The organism is Bradyrhizobium sp. 138 (assembly GCF_023074075.1).
Taxonomy (GTDB): Bacteria; Pseudomonadota; Alphaproteobacteria; order Rhizobiales; family Xanthobacteraceae; genus Bradyrhizobium.
Genome location: NZ_JADPKT010000033.1, coordinates 359,541 through 377,863, shown reverse-complemented (window position 1 = coordinate 377,863; position 18,323 = coordinate 359,541). Strand labels below are relative to the sequence as shown.

The window sequence follows — 18,323 nt, the reverse complement described above, 5'->3', positions numbered from 1 at the left end:
CATGCCCGCTGCGCTCGCCTTTCGACGCGAGGTTTGGCATGGTGCGGCGATGACATCGAAGCCATCGATCTGCGACCTCACTGCCACGACTCTTGCGCGCGCCATCGCGAAGGGCGAGCTCTCTTCGCGTGACGCTGTCGAGGCGCATCTGGCGCGGATCGCGGAACAGGACCCGCAATTGGCGGCGTTCGTGACCGTCGATACGGAGGGCGCCCATCGTGCCGCCGAGATTTGCGATGCCGCGCTCGCGCCGATCGGACCGCTGCATGGCGTGCCCGTTGCGATCAAGGATCTCACCGATACGGCAAGGCTTAGGACCACCTACGGCTCGGTGCTGTTTGGCGATCAAGTTCCGGTCGAGGATGATCTCGTGGTGGCGCGGCTGCGGCGCGCCGGCGCGATCATTCTCGGCAAGACCAACACGCCGGAGTTCGGCTTCGGCGCGGTCTGCACCAACAAACTGCGCGGGCCGACCCGCAATCCGTTCGATTCCGGGCTGACCTCGGGCGGGTCGTCCGGCGGCTCCGCCGTCGCGGTCGCGGCCGGCATGGTGCCGCTGGCGCATGGCACCGATTTGGGTGGCTCGGTGCGCACGCCCGCCAGCTTCTGCGACGTCGCTTCGATCCGGCCGACACCGGGCCGCATTCCGTCGCCGCGCCGGCCGCTCGGCTGGGACATGCTGGCCACCCACGGCTTCCTCGCCCGTGGCGTTGATGATCTCGAATTGGCGCTGTCGGTTTGCGCCGGAAGCGATGCGAATGATCCGCTCTCGCTCGGCAGCATCAGTGATGATCGACCCATCGCCGGCCGGCCCCGGATAGCGGTCACGCCCGATTTCGGCGTCGCGCCCGTTGCGCGCGAGGTCCGTGCGCGCTTCGCGACGGCTTGCGAGCTGCTGGCGCGTGTTGCCGATGTCGCGCCGTCCTCGCCCGATTGCGGCGGGGCGATCGAAGCCTTCCGCACCTTGCGCGCCGCGCACATCGCCAGCAGCTATGGCGAGTTGCTGAGGACCCGGCGTGCGGAGCTCACTCCGACGGTGGTTTGGAATATCGAGGCTGGTGCAAACCTGTCCGCGGAGGATTACCTGAACGCCGAGCGGCGTCGCACGGCAATCTATCGCAGCTTTCGCGCGCTGTTCGGCCGTGCCGAGTTCCTGATCGCGCCGGCGGCGTCCGTCTTCCCCTGGCCGAACGAGATCAACGATGTCACCGCGATCGACGGCACGGCGCTGGAGACGCCGATCGACTATCTCGCCGTCACTTTCATCGTGTCGCTGGTCGGTTGCCCGGTCCTGACCTTGCCGGTGCCGCGCGGGGAGAGCGAGCTGCCTTTCGGTATCCAGATCATCGCGCCGCCGGGGTGCGAATCCCGCCTGTTTGCGTTCGGCCGTATCCTTGAGAACGAATTGGGTTTTTCGCATCGCTGGCCGCCTCTCTGATCAGCTGTCACGATGCTCGAGCCGGGCGGCGAGCGCGCCGGCAAGGCCAATGGTCGGCTTGGCGGCAGGGCGCCGATACGTGCCCGCTGTCGCCTTGCGCAGACGCAGCGCCACCAGCGCTTCGGCTTGCTTCACGGCGGCGACGACCTGATCGACGACAGGGACGGGGATTCGGTCGGCAACGCGTTCGGCAAGGCCCGAAAGCGGGGCGCCCGCAAAGATCAGCACATCAGCTTCGTCCGCAACGATGGCGCGCTGGGCGAGATCAACCAGCACGTCTTCCTTCTCGGTGCCGACCTCGGAGATCGCCTGAAAGGGTGTATCGAGCATGCGGATGCCGGCGCAGCGCTCCCATAGTCCATGCGAGCGAACGCATTCCTCGTACCAGGGCCCCAGCGCCTGCGCGAAGGTGACGATGGCAAAGCGGCGTCCGGCCATGCACGCCGTTAGCATCGCCGCTTCCGCCATGCCGATTACGGGAATGTCGAAGGTCTCGCGCGCGGCGAACAGGCCGGGATCGCCGAAGGCGGCGATGATCGCGGCGTCGGCCTTCATGTGCTGCTCGGCCAACATCTCCAGCGCAATGGCGCCGCCGAGCTGCGCCTCGGTGCGCGTGGCGATATAGGGCACGCCGCGGGTCGCGGTGCAGGGCATGAGCTCGGTGCCGGGTGCGGCCGCGCGCTGCCCGACATCCGTCATCAACTGCGTGACGGCGGTGCTGGTGTTGGGGTTGAGCAGCAGCAGCTTCATGGTCACGCCGCTGTCAGCTTGGGTTTCGAGGACGCGAGAACCTCGAGCAGCGCGATGCCGGTCTGGCGGACATGGGCACCGAGCAGGCGTCCTGCCGCCTCGCCGTCGCGCGCCTCGAGTGCGGCGAGGATGCCGGCGTGCTCATCGACCGAATTGCTCCAGCGCATGTTGGCGCCGAGCGCGAGATAACGTGCGCGCTCGGCTCGGGAGATCAGCGTCTCGTGCGCCTCGCGCAGCGGCGTGTTGCGGGCCATGCGGACGATGCTGTTGTGGATCTCGCCATTGATGGCGAAATACTCGTCGAGCTTGCCGTTGCGGTGGTGACCCTCCATGCGGGTCTGGAGCGTGCGCAGGCGGGCGAGATCGCGACCGGTCGCGCGCACCGCGGCAAGCTCTGCGGCAAGCCGCTCGATGCCGGCGAGGGCCTCGAACAATTCCGAGATGCCGTCAATTGCGATGTCGGCGATGCGCGGGCTGCGGTTGGGGCGGAGCTCGATCAGCCCTTCGGCGGCAAGCACCTTCATAGCCTCGCGCAGGGGAGTGCGCGACACGCCGAGCTCTTTCGACAGCCTGGTCTCCTGCGTCTGCGATCCCGGTGGCAGCTCGCCGCGGATGATCATCGTCCGCATCCGCGCGGCGGCGCGCTCGTGCAGACCCATCCGCTTGAGCTTGGGCGACTTTCGTCCCGGGTTCTGTTCGGACTTCTGTTGCACGCTGGCCTTCCTGCCTGGGCACGATCCTAGCCAATCCGCGCCGAACGAGGTGCTCAAATAGAAGACGTATGTGGCTCAAGACACATGCATATCGAACAAATTGTATGCAGCATGCAGATTGCGGGTTGCACAGGCGCACGGGGATGCAGATGATCTTTTTCGGGGGCGCAGAGGCGCTCCGCCGCAATGGAGCGTTCGTGGTCGATGTCGGTCTTGCGCAAACGTCTCGGCATGATCACGCCCTCGTCCAATTCGGTGCTCGAGCCTGTCACGAGCGCAATGCTGCACGGCGTAGCCGGCACGACCGCGCATTTCTCACGGTTTCGCGTCACCGAGATCGCGCTCGATGCTGCAGCGCTGAACCAATTCGACGCCTCGGTGATGCTGCCGGCGGCGGACCTGCTGGCGGACGCCAAGGTCGATGCCATCGCCTGGAACGGCACCTCCGCAAGCTGGCTCGGCATTGGCCGCGACAGGCGCCTTTGCGCGGCGATCACGGCGCGCACGGGTGTGCCGACGACGACGTCGACGCTCGCCTGCATCGAGGCCGCGCGCGCGCTCGGCGCCGAACGCGTCGGCCTCGTCTCGCCCTATACAGATGACGTGCAGCGACGCATCGCCGATGTCTGGGCCGAAGAGGGGATCACCCCGCATGCCGAGCGGCATCTCGGCCTGCGCGACAATTTCTCCTTCGGCGAGGTCGCGCCGGTGACCATCGCGGACATGATCCGCGCCGTGGCGGCGGAGGGCGCCGATGCCGTCGTGATCCTCTGCACCAATCTCGACGGTGCTGCCCTTGCGGCCCCGCTGGAACGGGAACTGGATATCGCGGTGCTCGACTCGGTCGCGGTCACGCTGTGGCGGACCCTGGAGCTCGCCGGCGGCGACATCGCAACCCTTGCGGAGTGGGGTCGAATATTCCAAACGTCGGCGGTCATCAAGTGACGGAGACAACACCAGTGACGCAGCTTGATCTCGCCATTCGCGGCGGCACCATCGTGACGGCCAGCGACGAGTTTCGCGCCGATATCGGCATTCGCGAGGGCCGCATCGTCAGCATTGCCGATCACATCGACGGCGCCGCCCGCGAGATCGACGCGACCGGCCTGCTGGCGCTGCCGGGCGGCATCGACAGCCACGTCCACATCTCCCAGCCTTCGGGCCCCGACGTGGTGATGGCGGACGATTTTGCCTCGGCGACGCGCGCGGCGGCGGCCGGCGGCAACACCATGGTGCTGCCCTTCGCGCTCCAGGAGAAGGGCACCTCGCTGCGCACCTGTGTCGATAACTACCGCAAGCTCGCCGAGGGCGAGTGCTACATCGACACGGCGTTCCACCTCATCATCTCCGATCCTACCGCGGTCGTGCTCGGGCAGGAGCTGCCGGCGCTGGTCAAGGACGGCTACACCTCGTTCAAGGTGTTCATGACCTATGACGACCTCGTGCTCAGTGACAAGCAGCTGCTCGAGGTGTTCGAGGTCGCGCGCCGCGAGGAGGCGCTGGTGATGGTCCATTGCGAAGGCTACGACGCCATCCGCTTCCTCACCACCAGGCTCGAGCGCGAAGGTCACATCGCGCCCTATTATCACGGCGTCTCGCGTCCCCAGGCGGTCGAGCGCGAGGCGACGCATCGTGCCATCAGCCATGCCGAGGTGATCGGCGTTCCCATCATGATCGTTCACGTCTCCGGACGCGAGGCGATGGAGCAGGTGCGCTGGGCCCAGCAGCGCGGATTGCCGGTGCATGCGGAGACCTGTCCGCAATACATCACGCTGACGGCCGACGACATGAAGGATCTGAACATCGACATGTCAGGCGCAAAATATGTCTGCTCGCCGCCGCCGCGGGATGCCGAGAGCCAGCAGGCGATCTGGGAAGGCATCACATCAGGCGTGTTCCAGACCTTCTCGTCCGACCATTGTCCGTTCCGCTACGACGATCCCAAAGGCAAGTTGACGCCGAATGCGCGCACCTCGTTCCGCTGGGTGCCGAACGGTATCCCGGGCGTCGAGACGCGGCTGCCGATCCTGTTCTCCGAGGGGGTGTCGAAGGGACGGATCAGCTTGCAAAAGTTCGTCGAGCTGACTGCGACCAATCACGCCCGCATCTACGGCCTCTATCCGCGCAAGGGCTCGATCGGCGTCGGCTTCGATGCCGATATCGTGCTGTGGGATCCGAAGCTGAAGAAGCCGATCCGGCAGGCCGAGCTGCACCACGGCGCGGACTATACGCCCTGGGAGGGCTTCGAGATCACGGGATGGCCGGTGACGACCATCGCCCGTGGGCGGGTTGTGTATGAGCAGGGGCGGATTGTCGGGGCCAAGGGCGCCGGCGAAGTTCTCAGCCGCGGCAAGTCGAGCCTGATCTGACTTGCGCGCGACCTGCCTGCGCGACTCTGCCGTTGCCGCCCGCCGCTACCTGCCTGCGCTGCTCGCAACGACCGAGGAGGGCGATGTGACGAGCTTGGCCAGCGCAAGATAGACGAGGCCCGAGACCCCAATCCCAAATAGCCAGCTCAGATCGGCACCGCCGAGCAGGTTGATCGAGACCGGCCCCTGGAGCGCTCCGACCAGGCCGTCCTCCACCAGCCATCCGGCGACGAGGCCGGACAGGAAGGCGACCATGCCGGCCCAGTTGATGTCGCCAAAGGCGCTGGTCTCCGGCGAGCGGTAGAGCTCGGCAACGTCGATCCTGCCCTTACGCCTAATGAAGAAGTCGGCGAGCACCACGCCGGCCCACGGGCTCATCCACAACAACAGGCCGATCATCCAATTGTCGAACGCTTTCGCAAAGGACGGTGCGAAGATGAAGTAGAGCGTGACCAGGTAGCCGGCGACGCCGACGATGACGGTGAGCCAGAAGCGCGAGAATTTCAGCCCCGCGCTCAGCGCTGCCAGTGTCGCCGAATAGACGTTGAGGATGTTGGTGGCGATCGGACCGTGCAGCACCATCAAGAGGACCAGGATGCTGACCGGTCCGCCGAACACCGCGCTGACCATCTTCGCGGGATCGGTGTCCAGCGTCGTCGAGGCGATGGTCGCGCCGAGGATGCCGAGCCAGACCGTCGGCACGAACATGCCGATATAGCTGTACCAGAACACGGATTTCGACGGCACGCTTCTGGGCACGAAGCGCGAATAGTCTGAGGCCCAGGTCACCCAGGAAATGCCCCAGCCGACACCGATCGCGGTCGTGAGCAGGGTCAGCATCGCCAGATGCGCGCCCGGCGGCAGCGAGGTCGTGAGGCTCCAATTGACCACGCCGGGGCGCGTCCATGCCAGCACGCTCATCAGCACCATGATGGCGATGGTCGGCGGCACCGTGTACTTCTCGAAGGTGCGGATCGCGTAGAAGCCGTAGATCCCGATCAGCACCTGCACCGCCATCACCAGCGTGATGACGATCATCTCAATCAGCCAGGTGTCGGGAACGCCGAACTGGCCGAGGATGCCCATCGAGACCTTGACCGGGAAGTAGGTGTTGACCCCGATCCAGCCCAGCGTCATCAGGAACATCAGGATGCTCGGCAGGTAGGCGCCGCGGACGCCGAACGCGGATCGGCTCAGCACCATCTGGTTGACGCCGGTCTTGTGCCCCATCACCGTGAAAGTCGCGAAGATCGCGCAGCCGACGATGTTGCCGAGCACGATGACAGCGATCGTCTCCATCAAGCCGAGCTTGAGGATGATGCCGAGCGCGCCGAGCGCCCAGTTGACGGGCGCGATGTTGGCGCCGGCCCAGATCCACATCTGCTGCGGCCCGGTCGAGTCCCGGTCCGCATCGGGAATTGGCTCGATGCTGTGAAGGTCGGTGCGAAGCTCGGAATCCGTCATGACATCCCTCAATACGAAGCACGCTTCGCATCGTCGCAGCATAAATCGTGCCATTGCACGGCCAGGCAGCGGTACGATGATAAATTGAGCAGGCCAACTGAAAACGCGGCAGCGGCGTCTAATCGAATAGGGCAGTAGCGCTGTCGCGACTCGGGTTGCCAGCCACGATGCGCTGCATCATTTCGATGAAGAGCGCCTGTTCCCGCTCGCTGAGATCACCGAGCGTTGCCCGATGCGCGCGTCGCGCGGCGCCCTCGATCTTCACCAGAAGCGCGGCACCGGCCGGCGTCAAGCGGCACAGTCGCGCGCGGCGATCGTCCTTGTTGACGGCGCGCTCGACCAGGTGTCGCGCGGCGAGCCGCTTCAAGGCGCCGGTCGTCGTGGTGCGATCGAGGGCAATATCGGCCGCCAAAGTAGTCTGATCGGCGGTTTCGCGCACCGCCAGTGCCGAGAGCAGGCTGTATTGCAGCGGCGTGACCTCGAACGCACCGCAGGCATCCTGGAATAGCGCGACGTGAATCTGGTGCAGTCGCCGGATCAGATAGCCGGGCCGCTCCGACAACGGCCAGGGACGGTGCCTGCCCCCGCTGCGACGTATCTTCGCCTGCCGCAATGCACATTCTCCCAAGCCAAAACCCTGCCGCGCTTAGCTCGATTCGAGTGCGCCCGCCACATCAGGATCATGGCACGAAGCTTGCTTTTGTCAAAATACGAAGCATGCTTCGTAATTCGGGTGAAGCCGTCGCCCGTGCAAGGAGAGGAGAGCGCCATGTCCGTCACTGCCAGCTTCGACCTTCTGCTACGAGGCGGTCGCGTGATCTGTCCGGCCTCCGGCGTTGATGGCATCAAGGACGTCGCCATTCGTGGCGGTAAAATCGCCGCGGTCGCGTCCGACATCCTGCCGACCAGCGCGAAGGAGGTCGTCGATGTCAGCGGCAAGCTGGTGCTGCCCGGACTGATCGACACCCACGCGCATGTCTATCAATATGTCTCGGGCCGCTTCGGCATGGACCCTGATATGGTCGGCGTGCAGTCGGGCGTGACGACGCTGGTGGACCAGGGCGGTCCCTCCTGCATGACGCTGCCCGGCTTTCGCCATTTCATTGCGGACCAGGCGGCCTCGCGCGTCTATGCGTTCCTGTCCGCCTACCTCGTTGGCGGCCTCGAGGGACATTACTATCCGCAGCTCTACAGTCCGGACGGCGTCGACATTGACGCGACCGTCAAGGCGGCGACGGCCAATCTCGATCTCGTGCGCGGCATCAAGGCTCACGCCGAGATCGGCGGCTTCGCGCGATGGGGCATCCGCGTCATCGAGATGGCGGCAGAGATCGGCAAGCGCGCGGACCTGCCGGTCTATGTGCATTTCGGCCAGCTCTGGGGCCTGCCCGAGAGCGGCGCCAATGGCGAAGACGCGGACACGATCCTGACCCGCGTGATCCCGCTCTTGCGCGAAGGCGACGTTCTCGCCCATCCCTTCACGCGCCATCCCGGCGGCTTCGTCAATCGCGAGGGCGAGGTGCATCCGGTGATCCAGGCCGCGCTCGACCGCGGGTTGAAGGTCGATGTCGGCCACGGCAGCCACTTCTCCTACCGGCTGGCGAAGAAGGCGATCGCCGCCGGAATCATTCCGACGACGCTGGGCGCCGACATTCATGGATACAACACCCATGTGCCGGCGCCGGCTGGAACGCCCGACCAGCACGAGGACGAGGAGAACCATCCCTTTGCCGGGCAGGCCAAGTTCAGCCTGGTCCAGGCGATGAGCTCGATGATGGCGCTCGGCCTGTCGCTGGAGCAGGTGGTGCCGATGGTCACGTCCAATCCCGCAAAAATGCTTGGCCGCAGCGCTGAGATCGGCGCGCTCAAGGTCGGCATGGACGCCGACGTCTCTGTGCTCGCGGAGAAGAACGGCCGCTTCGTCCTCACTGACAACGAGAAGAACGAGGTAATCGCCGAGCGTCTGCTGCAGCCGGCCTTCTGCCTGCGCGCCGGCACGCGGTTCGATGCGGTTGCGCCGATCCTGCCACAGGCTGTCGCGGCGTAAGGCTGCGCGGTGAAGGAGGAATCCGGCGTGCGCAACGAACGAGAATTTCCTTCGGGCAAATCCGGGCAGGGCGTGGGCGCGCGGCTGCCGCGCAAGGAAGACGACCGCTTGATGCGCGGCCGCGGCCAGTACGTCGCGGATATCAGGCTCGCGGGCCTTCAGGACGTCGCCTTCGTCCGCAGCCCGATGGCACATGCCCGCATCCGCGGCATCCATGTACGCGAACGTTATCGCGATCGTGTGTTCACGGCAGCTGACCTCGTCGGCATCAAGCCGATCCGCGCGGTGTCGGGATTGCCAGGCTTCAAGATCTCCGAGCAGCCGGTGCTCGCGGCCGGAAAGGTGCGCCAGGTCGGCGAGCTCGTTGCGATGTGCGTCGCTCCGACGCGCGCCGAGGCCGAGGATATTGCGGCCTCCGTGACGTTGGATCTCGAAGAGCTGCCGGCGATCTACGACATGCTGAAGGCGCGCGAGCCAGGCTCGGCGCTGGTGCACGAGCATTGGGGCGACAATATCTTCCTGGAGACTAATTACGAGGTCGACATTTCCGCCGCGCTCGACGCGCCGATCAAGGTGACGCGCGAGATCTCGACCGCACGGCAATGCATGTCGCCGCTGGAAGGCCGCGGCGTGGTCGCGGCCTTCGATGCGAGGCTCGACCAGCTCACGCTGCATTCCGCGGCCCAGATGCCGCACATCACGCGCAGCGGCCTTGCCGAATGTCTCGGCATGGAAGAGGGCCAGATCCGCGTCATCTCGCCGGACGTCGGCGGCGGTTTTGGCCACAAAGGCATTCTGTTGCCCGAAGAAGTCTGCCTGTCCTGGCTGACGATGCAACGCGGCCATCCGGTGCGCTGGACCGAAGATCGCCGCGAGCATCTCGTCGCCAGCTCCAATTGCCGCGAGCATCATTACAAGATCACGGTCTATGCCGATCGCGACGGGACGCTGCGCGGCATCGATTGCGAGGCGACCGTGGATTCCGGCGCCTATTCGTCCTATCCGTTCTCGGCCTGTCTCGAAGCCGCGCAGGTCGCAAGCATCCTGCCCGGTCCGTACCAGATGCCGACCTATCGCTGCCGCACCTTCTCGGTTGCCACCAATAAATGCCCGATCCTGCCGTATCGCGGTGTGGCGCGCACCGGCGTCTGCTTTGCATTGGAGTTGATGCTCGACCTCGTGGCCGCCGAGGCAGGACTCGAACCCGGCGAGGTACGGCTGCGCAATCTCGTGCTGCCCGAGCAGATGCCGTTCGACAACATCACCAGGAAGCACTTTGACAGCGGAGACTATCCGGAAGCGATGCGGCGCGCGCTGGCTCAGATCGACATCAACGCCATTCGTGGGCGCCAACGCGAGGGCGAGGCCGACGGCCGCCACATCGGCGTCGGCGTCTCCATCTATTGCGAGCAGGCCGCGCACGGCACCTCGGTCTATTCCGGCTGGGGCATTCCGATGGTGCCGGGCCATGAGCAAGCGTCGGCGCGGCTGACGCCTGATGGCGGGCTCGAACTGCGTGTCGGCGTGCACTCGCACGGGCAGGGCATGGAGACGACGCTTGCCCAGGTCGCGCACGAGATCCTCGGCGTGGACGTCGCCAAGATCCGCATCATTCTCGGCGATACCGCGATGACGCCCTATTCGACTGGCACCTGGGGCTCGCGCTCGATGGTGATGGCGGGCGGCGCGGTCGCGACCGCCTGCCGCGAGCTCGGCGAACGTGCAAGGCGCATCGGCGCCAAATTGTTGCAGCACGATCCGGCCTCGGTGGTGTTGCAGAATGGCGAGGTGCGCGGGGTCAACGGCAGCGTCAGCCTGAAGGCGATCGCCCACACCTGGTATCGTCGCCCGCAGGATCTGCCTGTTGATGTCGATCCCGGCGGGCTGGAAGTGACGCAAGGCTACAAGCCCGTGCGCGACAGTGGCACCTTCAGCTACGCCGCGCATGCGGCCGTCGTCGCCGTCGACCCTGATGTCGGCGAGGTCGAGATCCTCGACTATGTGATCGTCGAGGACGGCGGCGTGCTGGTCAATCCGCTGGTTGTCGACGGCCAGATCTATGGCGGCCTCGCGCAAGGGATCGGCACCGCGCTCTACGAGGAGATGCCGTTCGACGCCTCCGGCCAGCCGCTGGCGACGACGCTCGCCGATTATCTGCTGCCCGGCGCGACCGAGGTGCCGGCAGCCCGTCTCGATCACATGGAGACGCCGTCGCCCTATACGCAGTTCGGCGTCAAGGGCATCGGCGAGGGCGGGGCGATCGCGCCGCCGGCTGCGATTGCCAACGCCGTCAACGATGCGCTACGCCCGCTCGGCGTCGAGCTGATGCAGTCGCCGATCACGCCGCATCGCGTCGTTGCGGCCGTGCTGGCCGCGCGTGCCGCCGAAAGGAGCGCGGCATGAAACCGGCGCCCTTCGCTTACGAACGTCCGCGCGATCTCAATGCGGCGCTGTCGATGCTGGCGGCAAGCAGCGGGTCGGCGAAGATCATCGCCGGCGGCCAGTCGCTGGGGCCGATGCTCAATCTGCGGCTGGTGCAGCCGGAGCTGGTGGTCGACATCTCCGGCCTTGCCGAGCTCAAGCGGGCCGAACTCTCCGGCGGGGAACTCGTGCTCGGAGCCTTGGTCACCCACGCCGATATCGAGGACGGCCGCACGGCCGACGTGACACGCGGCGCGATGCGCACCGTTGCAGCCAACATCGCTTACCGCGCGGTGCGCAACCGCGGCACGATCGGCGGCTCGCTCAGCCATGCCGATCCCGCCGCGGACTGGATCTCGGCGCTCGCAGCGCTGGGCGCCCGGGTGACGCTGCGCAGTCTGTCCGGAGCGCGCACGATGCCCGTTGAGGCATTCGTCGTCGGTGCGCTGGAATCAGCGCTCCACGCCGGCGAGATCGTCGAGGCGATCCATGTGCCGGCCCGAGCGGCCTCCGCGCATTGGGGCTATGCCAAGAGCTGCCGCAAGACCGGCGAGTTCGCTCATGCCATCGGCGTAGCCCTGGTCGATCCGGCCGCTGCCTCCGCCCGCATCGTGATCGGGGCAATCGACACGGCGCCGATCGTCGTGACAGATGCGGCCGAGCTGTTCGGCGGGCGGATCGCGGCCGACTACAAGGAGCGTTTCGACATCCGCGTTGCCGACGCTCTTCTTGTCAAGGCCGGTGTCGACGACCCGGCGCAGCGCCACATCCATCTCAGCGTATTGAAACGCGCCGTCCAGGAGGCCGCGGCATGACCACGATCGCGCTTCAGGTCAATCGCCGCGCGGTGGAAGTTTCGGCCGAGCCGCGTACCAGCTTGGCCGATTTCGTGCGCGACAAGCTCGACCTGACCGGAACGCATCTCGGCTGCGAGCACGGTGTTTGCGGTGCCTGCACCGTGCTGCTCGACGGCGTGCCAGCGCGCTCCTGCATCACCTATGCGGCGGCCTGCGAGGGCGCTGATGTCACCACGATCGAAGGTCTCGACGAGGACGAGGTCACGGCCGAGCTGCGCGCCGCCTTCACCCGGGAACACGCCTTGCAGTGCGGCTATTGCACGCCGGGCATGCTGGTCTCCGCGCGCGACCTGGTGCTGCGCTTGCCCGATGCTGATGAGCGGCGCATTCGCGTCGGCCTCAGCGGCAATCTCTGCCGCTGCACCGGCTATGTCGGCATCGTGCGGGCGGTGCAGTCCGTCATCGAAGCGAGGCGCGCGCGCAACATCGCGCCGCAATCAGATGGTGGACGGACGAGCCTTGGTCCAGTGGGATCGGGGCGAGCTGCGTCCGGCCGAAGCGAGCCGCCTGCCGGGACGGCGCCGATCCCGATGATTGACAGGGTCGCGCGCGACACCATTCCCGACTTCACGCCGGCGACTGTTCTCGACCAGCGCTTCACGCTGCCGCACCCGCCGACCGAGGTGTTCGCCATGTTCGACGATATCGCGGGCATCGCCGCCTGCCTTCCCGGCGTGTCGCTGACAGCGCCACCGAGGCCGGAGCGTGTGGAAGGGGCGATCCGCGTCCGGCTCGGGCCGATCGCGGCAGCCTTCGAGGGAGCTGCGCGCGTCGAACGCGATCCCAAAACGCAGTCTGGCCGCATCGTCGGCATCGGCACCGACCAGCGCAGCCATTCGGCGACGCAAGGCGAGATCCGCTATCGGCTGCGGCCGCTCGACGGCGGCGCGGCCACCAGTGTCGAACTGTCGATCGGCTACACGCTCACGGGACTACTGGCCCAGGTCGGCCGTCCCGGTCTGGTTCGGGATCTCGCCCGGCGCCTGATCGCGGACTTTGCCGCCAATCTCGATCGACACATAGCCGGCGTGCCATCGGATCCGGGGACGCCAGCGGAGCTCAGTTTCTGGTCGATCGTATCAGACGTTTTGCGTGCACGGGTCGCCCGCATCCTTGGCCGCCGGAGCGGGGCGGGGTGAGGAGGTGCTCGCGCACTTCGACGTGACGAAGCCTGGACTGACTAGACATCAACAGCGTGGGATTTGGAGAGACACATGACACGAGCACTCGGATTGGTTGGGACAATCGCGCTGGCGACGGCCTTGGTCGGCGGCGCCGCACAGGCGCAGACCATCAAGATCGGCGTCAACGAGCCGCTCACCGGCGCCTTCGCAGCCTCCGGCACCTACGTCGTCAATGGCGCCAAAATCGCCGCCGACGAGATCAACGCCAAGGGCGGCGTGCTCGGCAAGAAGATCGAGCTGGTGATCGAGGACAACAAGAGCAACCCGACCGAGGCCGCCGCCGTCGCCGAAAAGCTCATCACCAGCGACAAGGTGCCGGTGCTGATGGGCGCCTGGGGTTCGAGCCTGACGCTTGCGGTGATGCCAAAGCTGATGGAGTACGAGACGGCGATGGTGGTGGAGACCTCGTCCTCGGGCAAGATCACGACGACAGGAAACCCCTTCATCTTCCGCATCTCGCCGCCTTCGGCGGTCGAAGCCGCCGCTTTCAAGGGCATCGTCGACAAGCTTGCCCTGAAGAAGGTCGACTTCCTCGTCATCAACAACGACTGGGGCCGCGGCACCGCCGAGGATTTCAGCAAGATGATGAAGGATAAGGGCATCGGCGTCGGCCTGGTCGAAACCATGGACCAGGGCGCGCAGGACATGAGCGCGCAGCTCTCCAAGATCAAGAGCTCGGATTCCGAGACGGTCATCGTCACCACCGCCGTCGACCAGCTCACCCTGATCTTCAAGCAGGCCGCTGCACTCGGCTTGAAGAAGCGCATCATCACCACCGGCGGCTCGCAGAATCCGGACCAGATCATCGCGCAAGCCGGAGCTGCCGCCAACGGGACCATGCATCTGACGACGTTCCTGCCGTGGTTCCCCGACAAGACGCCGAACCCCGAAGCGACCAATTACTTTATCTCGGAATGGAAGAAGCGGGGCTTCGAGTTCGCCGGCTGTACCGAGAGCTTTCGCGGCTATGACGGCATCCGCACTGCGGCCGCGGCGATCGAGAAGGCGGGCAAGGCCGAGCCCGCGGCGATCAAGGCGGCGTTCTGGGACATCAAGGTGAAGGGGCTCAACGGCGATATCGTGTTCCGCAAGTCTGGCCCGGAAGGCAAGGAGAGCGGTCAGAGCCAGCCGAACGTCTATCTCATCGAAATCAACGACGGCAAGATCGAGATGAAGAGCCTCTAGTGCCGCTTCACACGAGGCGAGGGCGGCGCATCGCGGCCCCCGCCGGCATTTAGATCATTCGGGAGCGGCCTTGAGCGAATTTCTCCAGCATCTGGTCAACATGCTCGTGCTCGGCGGCACCTATGCGCTGCTCGGCATCGGGCTGACGCTGATCTTCGGCATCATGAACGTCGTGAACTTCACGCATGGCGTGCTCTACACGTTCGGCGCCTACGTCATGTTCATCGTGGTGCAGCAGCTCGGGCTAAATTTCTTCCTCGCATTGCCGGTGGCCGTGCTGGCCGGATGGCTGCTCGGGGCGGCGATCGAGCTGACCCTGCTGCGACCGCTGCGGGGCTCCGACATCGACACCACGATGCTGGTCATGATCGGCGCCTGGATCGCGATGCAGTCGGGGGCGCTGTGGATCTGGGGCGGCGTCGCCAAATCGGTGGCAACGCCGTTTCCCGAGGCGCCGCTGGTGCTCGGACCGGTGTCCGTGTCCTGGCTGCGCCTGTTCGTCCTTGCCGCCGCGGCGCTGCTGATCGTGGTGACGTACCTGCTGATCAACAAGACCAGTCTCGGCCGCGCGATGCGGGCGACGTTCCAGGACCACGACACGGCCTCGCTGATGGGCGTCAATGTCGACATGATCTACACCTCGACCTTTGCGATCGGCTCGAGCCTTGCCGCCGCCGCCGGCGCACTGCTCGGGCCGGTCTACGTGATTTTCCCGCAAATGGGCGACCTTGCCGCGGTCAAAGCCTTCGCCATCGTCATCCTCGGTGGGCTCGGCAACATCTCCGGCGCGGTGATCGGCGGCTTCATTCTGGCCTTGGCCGAGGAGCTTGGTGCCGGCTATGTCTCGTCCGGCTACCGTGACGCCATGGGTTTCCTGATTATCATCGCGGTCCTGATCTTTAGGCCGACCGGCCTGTTCGCACGCGCGGAGCGCGTCGGATGAGGATCGTCGTCACCATTCTCGCCGTTGCTGCGCTTGCTTCGGTCCCGCTCTGGCTGCGCGATCCTTATCTGCTCAATGCGCTGATCACGACGGGCATCTTCGTCATCGGCGCAATGAGCCTCAATCTGCTGCTCGGCTTCACGGGCCAGCTCAGCCTCGGCCATATCGCCTTCTTCGGCATCGGCGCCTATGTCAGCGCGCTGACATCGCTCGGCTTCGACGTCGGCCTGCCCGGAGGGTTTCGTCTGGTCCACGCACCATGGCCGCCAATCATGGGCTTCGTACTCGCGATCCTGGTCGCCGGATTGTGCGGCTATTTCGTCGGGCTGCTCTCGTTCCGCGTTCGCGGCGCCTATTTCGTCATCGTGACGATCTCCTTTGCCGAGGTCGTTCGGCTGGTGGCGCTGAACTGGGTCGAGCTGACGCAGGGACCGCTGGCGCTGACCAACATTCCATCCGTCGCGCTGCCGTTGCCCGGCCTCAGTGAGCTCACGCTGCGCACCAAGATGCAGAACTACTACCTCGTGCTGGTGGTGGCGCTCATCGCCTATCTCCTGATCGCGCGCCTTGTTCATTCCCATTTCGGCCGCGCCATGCGTGGGCTGATGGAGAACGAGACGCTCGCCGTCTCGGTCGGCATCGACGTGACCAAGACGCTCACGATTGCCGCGGTGATCTCGGCGGCGATCGCGGGCGCGGCCGGCAGCCTCTATGCGCACTACATCCGGATCATCGATCCTGAAGTCTTTGCCTTCATCAACACCGTCACCATGGTCATCATGGTCATCAGCGGCGGCAAGGGTTCGCTGGCCGGGCCCGTTGTCGGCGGCATGATCTTCGGGCTGCTGCCGGTCGCCTTGCGGCCGGTCATGGCGCCGGAAGCGCAATGGATTGCCTATGGCGGCGTATTGATGGCGATCCTGTTCGTATTGCCGCGCGGCATCGTGCCTTCGCTGGCACAGCGATTTGGCCGGCGAGGGAGCCGCACGCCGGTGCTGGCGCCGGTGGCGCTCACTGAAACCGGCGCCAAGGAGCTGGCGTGATGATGGCGCGCAGCATTGCCATGACGATCGAACAGGTCGCGGTCCGTTTCGGCGGGCTGGTCGCGATCTCCGACATGAGTTTTACCGTTGGCGAGGGCGAGATCGTCAGCCTGATCGGGCCGAACGGTGCCGGCAAGACCACCGCCTTCAACGTCATGACAGGTTTCCTGACGCCGAGCGCAGGCCGCGTCACCTACCAGGGCATCACGCTCACCGGATTGAAGCCGCACGAGATCGCCGATCTCGGCCTGATCCGCACTTTCCAGCGTACCAGCGTTTTCCCCAACGACACCGTCTACGACAATCTCCTGATCGGGCTGCACCGCCAGGGCAGGGTGCGGTTGCTCGACGCCATCCTTGGGCTGCCCGGCGCGCGCGCCTCCGAGCGCAGGCTGCGGCAGCGGGCGAGCGAGTTGATCGAGTGGGTCGGTCTCGAACGCCTCGCCCATGATGCGGCCGGCTCGCTCTCCTATGGCGAGCAGCGCCTGGTCGGTGTCGCGCTGGCGCTCGCGGCGGAGCCCTCGATGCTGCTGCTCGACGAGCCGGTCTCGGGCATGAACGCGTCGGAGACGCACCGCTTTGTCGAGCTGATCCGCAGCATCCGCGACCGCGGCATCACGATCCTGCTGGTCGAGCACGACATGCCGATGGTGATGACGGTGTCCGATCGTATCGTGGTGCTGAACTACGGCCGCATCATCGCGGGGGGGACCCCGGACGAGATCCGCAACAATGCGGCGGTGATCGAGGCCTATCTCGGACATGGAGCTGCGCGTGCTTGAGATCCGCGACATGGTGTGCAGCTATGGCGGCGTCACGGCGCTACGCGGGATCTCGCTGGACGTGAAGGTCGGTCAGCTCGTCGCCCTGATTGGCGCCAATGGCGCCGGCAAGAGCACGACGCTGCGCGCGATTTCAGGCTTGGTGCCGCCGCGCGCAGGGCAGATGCGGTTCGAGGGCATCGACATCACCGGGGCGAGGCCTCCGCGCGTGCTGGCGAGTGGGATTGCGCATTGCCCGGAGGGGCGGCGGGTGTTCCCGCACATGAGCGTCGAGGAAAATCTCGACATGGGGGCCTACCTCCGTCGTGGTTCAGGCGAGATCGCGGCCGATCGCGATCGCATCTACACGGAATTTCCGCGGCTTGCCGAGCGGCGCCGGCAGGCGGCGGGCACGCTGTCCGGCGGCGAGCAGCAGATGCTCGCGATCGGGCGGGCGCTGATGTCGCGGCCGCGATTGATCATGTTCGATGAGCCCTCGCTCGGGCTCGCGCCCAACATCGTCGAGCGCACCTTTGCGATCATCCGTGGCATCCGCGATGCCGGCACCACGGTGCTGCTGGTCGAGCAGAACGCGTTCGCAGCGCTGGAGATGTGCGATCATGCCTATCTGCTCGAGAACGGCCGCATCGTGCTGTCCGGGGCCGGCGCCGAGTTGATCGAGAACGAGCATGTGCGGAAGGCCTATCTCGGTGGGTGATGCGGCCGGGTGGATTCCGGTCTGCGATCTCGACCGGCTGAAGGCGGAGACGATCGTTCGCGTCGCCGGGCGCGACCTGCTCGTGATCTGGAACGAGGGCCATGTCGTCGCCTGCGAACGTGCGTGCCCGCATGAACAGGCGGATCTCGGTCTGGGACGCGTGGCGGCGGGGCGGCTCTATTGCCCGCGCCATGCGGCATCATTCGACTTGCGCGACGGGACGATGACTGCGGGATGGCCAAGCCCGCCGTTGCGGCTCCATCCGGTGCGGATTACGGGCGAGCAGATCTGGATCGAGGCGCAGGAGCGGCAACCGGAGCGATGATGCCATCATCGCCCCCTGTTTTGCCCGACGTGTCAAAGCAGCCGGTGGTGCCGATTTGCCTTCAAAAATTTGCCTTTGAAAACAATGGCGTCTCTACTGTGCATG

At 65.9% G+C, this 18,323-nt stretch carries 17 protein-coding genes; 13 read left to right on the top strand and 4 right to left on the bottom strand.

The window, feature by feature from the left end; translation table 11 throughout:
* Positions 1–49: 49 nt before the first annotated feature.
* The gene (locus IVA79_RS16995) at positions 50–1,438 is read left to right on the top strand and encodes an amidase family protein (protein ID WP_247554635.1); all 1,389 of its coding nucleotides are present in this window, start codon (positions 50–52) and stop codon (positions 1,436–1,438) included.
* On the opposite strand, the gene IVA79_RS16990 is transcribed toward IVA79_RS16995, so the two are convergent.
* Both IVA79_RS16990 and IVA79_RS16985 read right to left on the bottom strand, forming a co-directional pair.
* Positions 1,439–2,188, bottom strand: a complete 750-nt coding sequence (locus IVA79_RS16990) for an aspartate/glutamate racemase family protein (RefSeq protein ID WP_247554759.1) — start codon at positions 2,186–2,188, stop codon at positions 1,439–1,441.
* 2 nt (positions 2,189–2,190) lie between these two features.
* Positions 2,191–2,901, bottom strand: a complete 711-nt coding sequence (locus tag IVA79_RS16985; protein ID WP_247554633.1) for an FCD domain-containing protein — start codon at positions 2,899–2,901, stop codon at positions 2,191–2,193.
* Positions 2,902–3,105: 204 nt separating this feature from the next.
* Between IVA79_RS16985 and IVA79_RS16980 the strand changes: the two genes are divergently transcribed.
* Positions 3,106–3,846, top strand: coding sequence for an aspartate/glutamate racemase family protein (locus IVA79_RS16980; protein ID WP_247554631.1), 741 nt, complete (start codon positions 3,106–3,108; stop codon positions 3,844–3,846).
* Positions 3,847–3,860: 14 nt separating this feature from the next.
* Complete coding sequence (gene hydA, locus IVA79_RS16975; protein ID WP_247554629.1) at positions 3,861–5,270, top strand: dihydropyrimidinase; 1,410 nt, start codon at positions 3,861–3,863, stop codon at positions 5,268–5,270.
* A gap of 45 nt (positions 5,271–5,315) precedes the next feature.
* Here hydA and IVA79_RS16970 read toward each other — a convergent pair whose 3' ends face one another.
* Together IVA79_RS16970 and IVA79_RS16965 are read right to left on the bottom strand one after the other, a co-directional pair.
* Positions 5,316–6,734 carry a cytosine permease gene (locus IVA79_RS16970; protein ID WP_247554627.1) on the bottom strand — a complete coding sequence of 473 codons (1,419 nt, stop codon included), beginning with the start codon at positions 6,732–6,734 and terminating at the stop codon, positions 5,316–5,318.
* A gap of 118 nt (positions 6,735–6,852) precedes the next feature.
* On the bottom strand, positions 6,853–7,347 hold the full coding sequence (locus IVA79_RS16965; protein WP_247554625.1) for a MarR family transcriptional regulator: 495 nt from the start codon (positions 7,345–7,347) through the stop codon (positions 6,853–6,855).
* Between the two features lie 156 nt (positions 7,348–7,503).
* Between IVA79_RS16965 and IVA79_RS16960 the strand changes: the two genes are divergently transcribed.
* The 10 genes from IVA79_RS16960 (at position 7,504) to IVA79_RS16915 (ending at position 18,218) form a co-directional block, all read left to right on the top strand.
* A complete protein-coding gene (locus IVA79_RS16960; RefSeq protein ID WP_247554624.1) occupies positions 7,504–8,781 on the top strand; it encodes an amidohydrolase/deacetylase family metallohydrolase in 1,278 nt (425 codons plus the stop codon).
* A 9-nt stretch (positions 8,782–8,790) separates the two neighbouring features.
* Positions 8,791–11,184, top strand: coding sequence for a xanthine dehydrogenase family protein molybdopterin-binding subunit (locus IVA79_RS16955; protein ID WP_247554621.1), 2,394 nt, complete (start codon positions 8,791–8,793; stop codon positions 11,182–11,184).
* Complete coding sequence (locus IVA79_RS16950) at positions 11,181–12,017, top strand: FAD binding domain-containing protein (protein WP_247554618.1); 837 nt, start codon at positions 11,181–11,183, stop codon at positions 12,015–12,017. Before IVA79_RS16955 ends, IVA79_RS16950 begins: the two co-directional genes overlap by 4 nt.
* Positions 12,014–13,198: a 2Fe-2S iron-sulfur cluster-binding protein gene (locus IVA79_RS16945; protein WP_247554613.1), complete on the top strand. Its 1,185-nt coding sequence runs from the start codon at positions 12,014–12,016 to the stop codon at positions 13,196–13,198. Before IVA79_RS16950 ends, IVA79_RS16945 begins: the two co-directional genes overlap by 4 nt.
* A 75-nt stretch (positions 13,199–13,273) precedes the next feature.
* Positions 13,274–14,428, top strand: a complete 1,155-nt coding sequence (locus IVA79_RS16940; protein WP_247554609.1) for an ABC transporter substrate-binding protein — start codon at positions 13,274–13,276, stop codon at positions 14,426–14,428.
* Between the two features lie 70 nt (positions 14,429–14,498).
* Positions 14,499–15,371, top strand: a complete 873-nt coding sequence (locus IVA79_RS16935; protein ID WP_247554607.1) for a branched-chain amino acid ABC transporter permease — start codon at positions 14,499–14,501, stop codon at positions 15,369–15,371.
* Positions 15,368–16,414: a branched-chain amino acid ABC transporter permease gene (locus IVA79_RS16930; protein ID WP_247554605.1), complete on the top strand. Its 1,047-nt coding sequence runs from the start codon at positions 15,368–15,370 to the stop codon at positions 16,412–16,414. Before IVA79_RS16935 ends, IVA79_RS16930 begins: the two co-directional genes overlap by 4 nt.
* The gene (locus IVA79_RS16925; protein ID WP_247554603.1) at positions 16,414–17,196 is read left to right on the top strand and encodes an ABC transporter ATP-binding protein; all 783 of its coding nucleotides are present in this window, start codon (positions 16,414–16,416) and stop codon (positions 17,194–17,196) included. The genes IVA79_RS16930 and IVA79_RS16925 overlap by 1 nt, the downstream gene beginning before the upstream one ends.
* Positions 17,189–17,893 carry an ABC transporter ATP-binding protein gene (locus IVA79_RS16920; RefSeq protein WP_247554602.1) on the top strand — a complete coding sequence of 235 codons (705 nt, stop codon included), beginning with the start codon at positions 17,189–17,191 and terminating at the stop codon, positions 17,891–17,893. Before IVA79_RS16925 ends, IVA79_RS16920 begins: the two co-directional genes overlap by 8 nt.
* Positions 17,865–18,218 carry a Rieske (2Fe-2S) protein gene (locus IVA79_RS16915; RefSeq protein ID WP_247554600.1) on the top strand — a complete coding sequence of 118 codons (354 nt, stop codon included), beginning with the start codon at positions 17,865–17,867 and terminating at the stop codon, positions 18,216–18,218. The genes IVA79_RS16920 and IVA79_RS16915 overlap by 29 nt, the downstream gene beginning before the upstream one ends.
* The last annotated feature ends 105 nt before the right edge of the window (positions 18,219–18,323 follow it).

Coding starts and splice junctions, on each gene's coding strand:
- IVA79_RS16995 (WP_247554635.1), top strand. CDS start 50: ATGACATCGAAGCCATCGATCTGCGACCTCACTGCCACGACTCTTGCG.
- IVA79_RS16990 (WP_247554759.1), bottom strand. CDS start 2,188: ATGAAGCTGCTGCTGCTCAACCCCAACACCAGCACCGCCGTCACGCAG.
- IVA79_RS16980 (WP_247554631.1), top strand. CDS start 3,106: ATGTCGGTCTTGCGCAAACGTCTCGGCATGATCACGCCCTCGTCCAAT.
- IVA79_RS16970 (WP_247554627.1), bottom strand. CDS start 6,734: ATGACGGATTCCGAGCTTCGCACCGACCTTCACAGCATCGAGCCAATT.
- IVA79_RS16960 (WP_247554624.1), top strand. CDS start 7,504: ATGTCCGTCACTGCCAGCTTCGACCTTCTGCTACGAGGCGGTCGCGTG.
- IVA79_RS16950 (WP_247554618.1), top strand. CDS start 11,181: ATGAAACCGGCGCCCTTCGCTTACGAACGTCCGCGCGATCTCAATGCG.
- IVA79_RS16945 (WP_247554613.1), top strand. CDS start 12,014: ATGACCACGATCGCGCTTCAGGTCAATCGCCGCGCGGTGGAAGTTTCG.
- IVA79_RS16940 (WP_247554609.1), top strand. CDS start 13,274: ATGACACGAGCACTCGGATTGGTTGGGACAATCGCGCTGGCGACGGCC.
- IVA79_RS16930 (WP_247554605.1), top strand. CDS start 15,368: ATGAGGATCGTCGTCACCATTCTCGCCGTTGCTGCGCTTGCTTCGGTC.
- IVA79_RS16925 (WP_247554603.1), top strand. CDS start 16,414: ATGATGGCGCGCAGCATTGCCATGACGATCGAACAGGTCGCGGTCCGT.
- IVA79_RS16915 (WP_247554600.1), top strand. CDS start 17,865: ATGTGCGGAAGGCCTATCTCGGTGGGTGATGCGGCCGGGTGGATTCCG.